Raw genomic sequence first — 7,963 nt, 5'->3', positions numbered from 1 at the left:
CCCGGGCCTGAAGCCGGCCCGGGACACTTCCCATTTACGTGGGCTGCGGAACTAAGAGTTGAGAGCCTTCTGTATTGCGGTATTGAAGTCGGCGACCGACATGGGCGTGTTCTTGCCGTCGCTGCCGGTGATCTTCTTTCCGTCCATGACCAGTGACGGCGTGCCCTGGAAGTCGTACTTGGCGCCGTCGGCGTCGAACTTCTTGCTCATGACCAGCGCCCACTTGTCGTAGGTGCCGTCCTTCACAGCCGTCTGGAACTTCTTGTTGCCCTTCAGGTCGTCGACAGAATTCGCCACCTCGATCAGGTAGTCGTCATCCTTGAACTTGTCCTCGGTCTCTTCGGGGTGGTATTTCGTAGAGTAAAGCGCGGTCTTGTACTTGAGGAAGGCCTCGGGGCTGACATTCAGGGCGGCACCCAGCGCGCTGAGTGCGTTCTTGGAGCCCACTCCCGGAACGTTGTTGTCGATGAACGTCGCGCCGACGAACTGGAGTTTGTACTTGCCGTTCTCGACGTCCTTGTCGACGGTTGAGCCGACGGTCTGCTCGAACTGGGCGCAGGCCGGGCAGCGCGGGTCCTCGTACATGACCAGAGTCTTCTTGGCGCTGTCCTTGCCGATGACGACAGTGGTGCCGTCCTTGCCCGTGCTGTGGGCCGGCTTGACGAGCTTGGCGTTCTTCGCGGCCTCCCAGCCATCGGGCTTGTTGGCCTGGACGATCGCGTAACCTACGCCGCCCGCCGCCGCCAGGACGCCGACGATCGAGAGGGCGACGATGATCTGCCGCCTGACCTTCGCCCGCCTAGCCTCGCGCTCGCGCTCCGCGCGCAGTCGCTCTCGGGCCGCCGTCTTCGCCGCCTGGCTGTTCCGCTTGCTCATGTTGGTGATCTCCATGGGACGAGCACACAGATGTGTGCGGGATACGTATGGGTGGGCTGTCGTGCTCAGGTGCTGTTCACGCGCAGGTGAAGGCGGGTGAGCACGGCGGTCCACGCCGTCCCAGGGAGTGCACGAGGAGGAGGCTGCGGGCCAAGGTCGCACGGTGGGCGGGGCGGGGCAGGCGGCGGACCGGAGCGGTCCGGCGCACGGTCACCGCAGCGACCGCCAGCAGCAGCGGACGGAAGGTGGTGGCCGTCACCGCCCGCAGTAGCTGGGCCAGGGCCCGCGCGCCGCGACGCAGCCAAACAGCGGCGGCGAGGCCCACCCCGACGTGCGCGCCGAGCAGCAGCCAGGCGCTGGCCGGGTCGGCATGGGCGATCACGGCCGCGAGCCGGTCGGTGCCGGTGGCCCCGGCCATCCTGGCCAGGGGAGTGCCGACCTCGCCGCCCCCGCACAGCACGTCCAGGCCGACCGAGCGCAGCGGGCCCGCCACCGGGCCTCCCGCCCGGCCGTAACAGGCGTGCTGGCCCGTGGTGAACACCGTGTCGGCGGCCAGTTCCAGTGGGATCAGCAGGGCCGCGATCCGCCCGAAGGAGCGCTCGCGGCCCGCCAGGGCGTACGCGATCACGAACACGGCGGTGGCGACCGCGGCCACCGTGCTCACCGGCAGCGGGGCCCCGGACAGCAGAACGTGCGACGCGGTGCTGAGCGTCACGACCACGGCTGTGAACAGCGCCGCGCGTACGGCTCTGAGCTGGATCCCGGATATGTCCATAGCGAAAGGAGAGTCTGTCACGGAGACCTGTAGGGGCCCCCTAAAGGGTGCCTGTGAGAGCGGCGGAGCGCCAAGACCGCCTACAGACCCGGAATCCGTCCGTTGCGGAACAGGTCCACGAAGGTCTGGTGGTCGGCACGCGCGCGTGCGCCGTAGCTGTGCGCGAAATCGACCAGCAGGGGGGCGAAGCCCTCCTCGTCGGCCGCGAGCGCCGCGTCGATGGCCCGCTCCGTGGAGAACGGCACCAGGGACTCGCCGGACTGGTCGTCCGCCGCCGAGTGCATGGTGGCCGTCGCCCGGCCGAGATCGGCCACCACCTGGGCGATCTCCTCCGGGTCGTCGATGTCACCCCAGTCGAGGTCCACCGCGTACGGCGAGACCTCGGCGACCAGCTGGCCCGCGCCGTCCAGCTCGGTCCAGCCCAGCCACGGGTCGGCGTGCGCCTGGAGGGCGCGCTGGGAGATGACCGTGCGGTGCCCCTCGTGCTGGAAGTAGCCGCTGATCGCCTGGTCCGTGATGTGCCGGGAGACCGCCGGGGTCTGGGCCTGCTTGATGTAGATCACGACGTCGTTCTCCAGGGCGTCGCTGTGCCCCTCCAGCAGGATGTTGTACGACGGCAGCCCCGCCGAGCCGATGCCGATGCCGCGGCGGCCCACGACGTCCTTCACGCGGTAGGAGTCCGGGCGCGTCAGCGAGCTGTCCGGCAGCGTCTCCAGGTAGCCGTCGAAGGCGGCGAGCACCTTGTAGCGGGTGGCCGCGTCCAGCTCCACCGAGCCGCCGTCCGCCGCGAAACGGCGCTCGAAGTCGCGGATCTCCGTCATCGAGTCCAGCAGGCCGAACCGGGTCAGCGAGCGGGCGTCACGCAGCGCGTCCAGCAGCGGGCCCGCCGCGGTGTCCAGCGTGAACGGCGGCACCTCGTCGCTCTTGGCGCCGGTGGCCAGGGCGTGGATCCGCTCGCGGTAGGCGATCGCGTAGATCCGCACCAGCTCCGTGATCTGCTCGTCGCTGAGCGCCTTCGCGTAGCCGATCAGCGCGAGGGAGGCGGCGAAGCGCTTGAGGTCCCAGGTGAAGGGACCGACGTAGGCCTCGTCGAAGTCGTTGACGTTGAAGATCAGGCGGCCGTTGGCGTCCATGTACGTGCCGAAGTTCTCCGCGTGCAGATCACCGTGGATCCACACGCGCGAGGTGCGCTCGTCCAGGTACGGTCCGCCTCGCTTCTCTTCGTCCAGGTCGTGGTAGAAGAGGCCCGCCGTCCCCCGGTAGAAGGCGAAGGCCGAGGCCGCCATCTTGCGGAACTTCACGCGGAACGCGGCCGGGTCGGCGGCCAGGAGCTCGCCGAAGGCGGTGTCGAAGACGGCAAGGATTTCCTCGCCGCGGTGCTCGTCGTTGAGCTGCGGGAACGACATCGCTGGGTGCCTCCTGGTGCATGCGTTTCAGGGCGGCAGGTCCGCCCTGTGGCTAACGTGCGGCGGCCCGCGGGAGTGCCCGCGAACCCTCGCACGAAGGTACGCGGGTCGGCCCTCCTGGTGTCAGTGCCGAGGCATAGACTTCGACGCTGTCCCCAGACTGTCAGCAGCCTGCCGGACCCCATTGGACCGACGTTCTCCCTGGAGGCCGCAACCGTGTCAAAGCCGCCGTTCACGCACCTGCACGTCCACACCCAGTACTCGCTGCTGGACGGTGCCGCGCGGCTGAAGGACATGTTCAACGCGTGCAACGAGATGGGCATGACGCACATCGCCATGTCCGACCACGGCAACCTCCACGGCGCGTACGACTTCTTCCACACGGCCCAGAAGGCCGGTGTGACCCCGATCATCGGGATCGAGGCCTACGTCGCCCCGGAGTCCCGGCGCAACAAGCGCAAGATCCAGTGGGGCCAGCCGCACCAGAAGCGGGACGACGTCTCCGGTTCCGGTGGTTACACCCACAAGACGATGTGGGCGGTGAACGCGACCGGACTGCACAACATCTTCCGGCTGTCCTCCGACGCGTACGCCGAGGGCTGGCTGCAGAAGTGGCCCCGAATGGACAAGGAGACCATCTCCCAGTGGTCCGAGGGGATCGTCGCCTCCACCGGCTGCCCCTCCGGCGAGGTCCAGACCCGGCTGCGCCTCGGCCACTTCGACGAGGCCCTGAAGGCCGCCGCCGACTACCAGGACATCTTCGGCAAGGACCGCTACTTCCTGGAGCTGATGGACCACGGCATCGAGATCGAGCACCGGGTCCGCGACGGCCTCCTGGAGATCGGCAAGAAGCTCGGCATCCCCCCGCTGGTCACCAACGACTCGCACTACACGTACGCGCACGAGGCGAGCGCCCACGACGCCCTGCTGTGCATCCAGACCGGCAAGAACCTCTCCGACCCCGACCGCTTCCGGTTCGACGGCACCGGCTACTACCTGAAGTCCACGGACGAGATGTACGCCATCGACTCCTCGGACGCCTGGCAGGAGGGCTGCGCCAACACCCGCCTGATCGCCGAGATGGTCGACACCACGGGCATGTTCGAAAAGCGCGACCTCATGCCCAAGTTCGACATCCCCGAGGGGTACACGGAGGTCAGCTGGTTCCGCGAGGAGACCCTGCGCGGCATGCACCGCCGCTTCCCGGACGGCATCCCGGACGACCGCATGAAGCAGGTCGAGTACGAGATGGACACCATCATCTCGATGGGCTTCCCGGGCTACTTCCTCGTGGTCGCCGACTTCATCATGTGGGCCAAGAAGCAGGGCATCGCCGTCGGCCCCGGCCGAGGCTCCGCGGCCGGCTCGATCGTCGCCTACGCCCTCGGCATCACCGACCTCGACCCCATCCCGCACGGCCTGATCTTCGAGCGGTTCCTCAACCCCGAGCGCATTTCCATGCCCGATGTCGACATCGACTTCGACGAGCGCCGGCGCGTCGAGGTGATCCGGTACGTGACGGAGAAGTACGGCGCCGACAAGGTCGCCATGATCGGCACGTACGGCACCATCAAGGCCAAGAACGCGATCAAGGACTCCGCGCGCGTGCTGGGCTACCCGTACGCGATGGGCGACCGCCTCACCAAGGCCATGCCCGCCGACGTCCTCGGCAAGGGCATCAACCTGGACGGCATCACCAACCCCGAGCACCCCCGCTACTCGGAGGCGGGCGAGATCCGGGCGATGTACGAGAACGAGCCGGACGTGAAGAAGGTCATCGACACCGCCAAGGGCGTCGAGGGCCTGGTCCGGCAGATGGGCGTGCACGCCGCCGGCGTGATCATGTCCAGCGAGACCATCACCGACCACGTGCCCGTCTGGGTCAGGCACACGGACAAGGTCACCATCACCCAGTGGGACTACCCGAGCTGCGAGTCGCTCGGCCTGCTGAAGATGGACTTCCTCGGCCTGCGCAACCTGACGATCATGGACGACGCCGTCAAGATGGTGAAGTCCAACAAGGGCGTCGACATCGACCTCCTGAGCCTCCCGCTCGACGACCCCACGACCTTCGAACTGCTCCAGCGCGGCGACACCCTCGGCGTCTTCCAGTTCGACGGCGGCCCCATGCGCTCCCTGCTCCGGCTGATGAAGCCGGACAACTTCGAAGACATCTCCGCCGTGTCGGCCCTGTACCGCCCGGGCCCCATGGGCATGAACTCCCACACGAACTACGCGCTGCGCAAGAACGGCCAGCAGGACATCACGCCCATCCACCCCGAGCTGGAGGAGCCGCTCAGGGAGGTCCTGGACGTCACCCACGGCCTGATCGTCTACCAGGAGCAGGTGCAGAAGGCCGCCCAGATCATCGCCGGCTACTCGCTCGGCGAGGCCGACATCCTGCGCCGTGTGATGGGCAAGAAGAAGCCCGAGGAGCTGGCGAAGAACTTCGTCCTCTTCCAGGAGGGCGCCCGCAAGAAGGGCTTCAGCGACGAGGCCATCCAGGCGCTGTGGGACGTGCTGGTCCCCTTCGCCGGCTACGCGTTCAACAAGGCGCACTCCGCCGCCTACGGACTCGTCTCCTACTGGACGGCGTACCTCAAGGCGAACCACCCCGCCGAGTACATGGCCGCGCTGCTCACGTCCGTGAAGGACGACAAGGACAAGTCGGCCGTCTACCTCAACGAGTGCCGCCGCATGGGCATCAAGGTGCTCCCGCCGGACGTCAACGAGTCGATGTCCAACTTCGCGGCCCAGGGCGACGACGTGATCCTCTTCGGCCTCTCCGCCGTCCGCAACGTCGGTACGAACGTGGTCGAGTCGATCATCAGGTGCCGCAAGGCCAAGGGGAAGTACGTCTCCTTCCCGGACTACCTCGACAAGGTGGAGGCGGTGGTCTGCAACAAGCGCACCACCGAGTCGCTGATCAAGGCCGGCGCCTTCGACGCCATGGGTCACACCCGCAAGGGTCTCACCGCGCACTACGAGCCGATGATCGACAACGTGGTCGCGGTCAAGCGCAAGGAGGCCGAGGGGCAGTTCGACCTCTTCGGCGGCATGGGCGAGGCCGAGACCAGCGAACCGGGCTTCGGACTCGACGTGGAGTTCTCGCCCGACGAGTGGGACAAGACCTATCTGCTCGCCCAGGAGCGGGAGATGCTCGGTCTGTACGTCTCCGACCACCCGCTGTTCGGCCTTGAGCACATCCTGTCCGACAAGGCCGACGCCGGTATCTCCCAGCTGACCGGAGGTGAGCACTCCGACGGGGCGGTCGTCACCATCGGCGGCATCATCTCGGGCCTCCAGCGCAAGATGACCAAGCAGGGCAACGCCTGGGCCATCGCCACCGTCGAGGACCTCGCCGGCTCGATCGAGTGCATGTTCTTCCCCGCGACCTACCAGCTCGTCTCGACCCAACTCGTCGAGGACGCCGTGGTGTTCGTCAAGGGCCGCCTCGACAAGCGGGAGGACATCCCGCGGCTCGTGGCGATGGAGCTGATGGTGCCGGACCTGTCCAACGCGGGCACCAACGCGCCGGTGATCCTCACCATCCCGGCCACCCGGGTCACCCCGCCGCTGGTCAGCCGTCTCGGGGAGGTGCTCAGCCACCACAGGGGTGACAGCGAGGTCCGGATCAAGCTCCAGGGGCCGACCAAGACGACCGTGCTGCGGCTGGACCGGCACCGGGTGAAGCCGGACCCGGCCCTCTTCGGCGATCTGAAGGTGCTGCTCGGACCGTCCTGCCTGGCCGGGTGACGCGGGGGTCTCGATGCGCTCGAGGGGCGTACCCGGCATCGGGTACGCCCCTCGAGCGTGTGCGTGGGGTCAACAACCCCTCACGCAGACGTCAGTTGTGGCCGAAGCTGCGCTTTCGCTTGCCGGACGGGGCCATCTCGCCGGGGGTCACCTCGACCTCGGGCTGGGGCTCCGTCTGCGAGGCGGGGCTGCGGTCGGCCCGCTGGCCACGCTCGGTCGGACGCTGCTGCTTACGGTCACGGTTCTTGTTCTTGGCCATGGTGATGCCTCCTGTGGGGGACTAGGGGCCAGGGCCGGGACCAGATTCACACAGGCCGACAACGATCGCATGTCGGACAATTACCGTGCGTGACAGGGGTGGTCGGAGCGGGAAGTCCCGAAACGCCACGCCGAAGATCGAGTTCCGGCCGTTAACCTCCGCGCCGTCGGGCAGACTCGAAGCAAGCCCGAAGCAAACCTCCTGGGAAGAGGGTGAGTCGCGTGGACCGCTGCATCGTCCTGGTGGACGCTGGGTATCTGCTGGGAGCCGCGGCGAGTCTCCTCGCCGGGGAGCCCTCGCGCTCCCGCATCACCGTCGACCACACCGCCCTCATCCAGGGGCTGCGCGAACGCGCCGAATCCGACACCCAGCAGCCGCTGCTGCGCATCTACTGGTTCGACGGCGCCCCCGACCGCGTCCCGCAGCCCGAGCACCGCAGGCTGCGGGTGATGCCCCGGGTCACCGTCCGGCTCGGCGCCCTGACCCGCAGCGACGGCCGCTGGGCGCAGAAGGGCGTGGACGCCGCGATGCACGCCGAGCTCACCGAACTGGCCCGCAACCGCGCCTGCTCCGACGTCGTCCTCGTCACCGGCGACGGCGATCTGCTGCCCGGCATGATGGCCGCCAAGGAGCACGGTGTCGCCGTCCACCTGTGGGCCGTCCAGGCCGCCGACGGCGACTACAACCAGTCCGAGGACCTGGTCGCCGAGGCCGACGAGCGGCGCGTCCTGGACCGCACGTGGATCACCAAGGCCGTCCGTGCCAAGGACTACACCGGGGTGTGCGCGCCGCAGCCCGCGCCCCGGCCCGAGATCGCCGCGATCCTCTCCGCGCCGCTGCCCGAGTCCGCGCTCGGCGCCCCGGCCGAACGGCCCGCCCCGCAGCCCCGCC

At 68.2% G+C, this 7,963-nt stretch carries 6 protein-coding genes; 2 read left to right on the top strand and 4 right to left on the bottom strand.

What is annotated here, in order from left to right; genetic code table 11:
• Positions 1-51 precede the first annotated feature (51 nt).
• The 3 genes from ABZ281_RS27930 to ABZ281_RS27920 all read right to left on the bottom strand — a co-directional run bounded on the left by ABZ281_RS27930 (position 52) and on the right by ABZ281_RS27920 (position 3,057).
• Entirely contained in the window at positions 52-876 is an 825-nt protein-coding gene (locus tag ABZ281_RS27930) for a thioredoxin domain-containing protein (RefSeq protein WP_356659817.1), read from the bottom strand.
• A 76-nt stretch (positions 877-952) separates the two neighbouring features.
• Positions 953-1,651 (bottom strand): hypothetical protein, encoded by a 699-nt coding sequence (locus tag ABZ281_RS27925; RefSeq protein WP_356659815.1) that lies wholly within the window; start codon positions 1,649-1,651, stop codon positions 953-955.
• 80 nt (positions 1,652-1,731) lie between these two features.
• Positions 1,732-3,057, bottom strand: a complete 1,326-nt coding sequence (locus ABZ281_RS27920; protein ID WP_356659813.1) for a DUF2252 domain-containing protein — start codon at positions 3,055-3,057, stop codon at positions 1,732-1,734.
• 216 nt (positions 3,058-3,273) lie between these two features.
• On the opposite strand from ABZ281_RS27920, the gene dnaE reads away from it, so the two are divergent.
• The gene (gene dnaE, locus ABZ281_RS27915) at positions 3,274-6,813 is read left to right on the top strand and encodes a DNA polymerase III subunit alpha (protein ID WP_356659811.1); all 3,540 of its coding nucleotides are present in this window, start codon (positions 3,274-3,276) and stop codon (positions 6,811-6,813) included.
• Positions 6,814-6,904: 91 nt separating this feature from the next.
• Here dnaE and ABZ281_RS27910 read toward each other — a convergent pair whose 3' ends face one another.
• Positions 6,905-7,072, bottom strand: a complete 168-nt coding sequence (locus tag ABZ281_RS27910; protein WP_184912432.1) for a hypothetical protein — start codon at positions 7,070-7,072, stop codon at positions 6,905-6,907.
• A gap of 221 nt (positions 7,073-7,293) precedes the next feature.
• Between ABZ281_RS27910 and ABZ281_RS27905 the strand changes: the two genes are divergently transcribed.
• Positions 7,294-7,963: NYN domain-containing protein (locus ABZ281_RS27905; RefSeq protein ID WP_356659809.1), on the top strand; the 670-nt coding region annotated here is incomplete at its 3' end.

This window comes from Streptomyces sp. NPDC006265, assembly GCF_040613555.1.
GTDB lineage: Bacteria > Actinomycetota > Actinomycetes > Streptomycetales > Streptomycetaceae > Streptomyces.
Note: the sequence above shows the minus strand (reverse complement) of the source record. Positions and strands in the feature narration are given on the sequence as shown.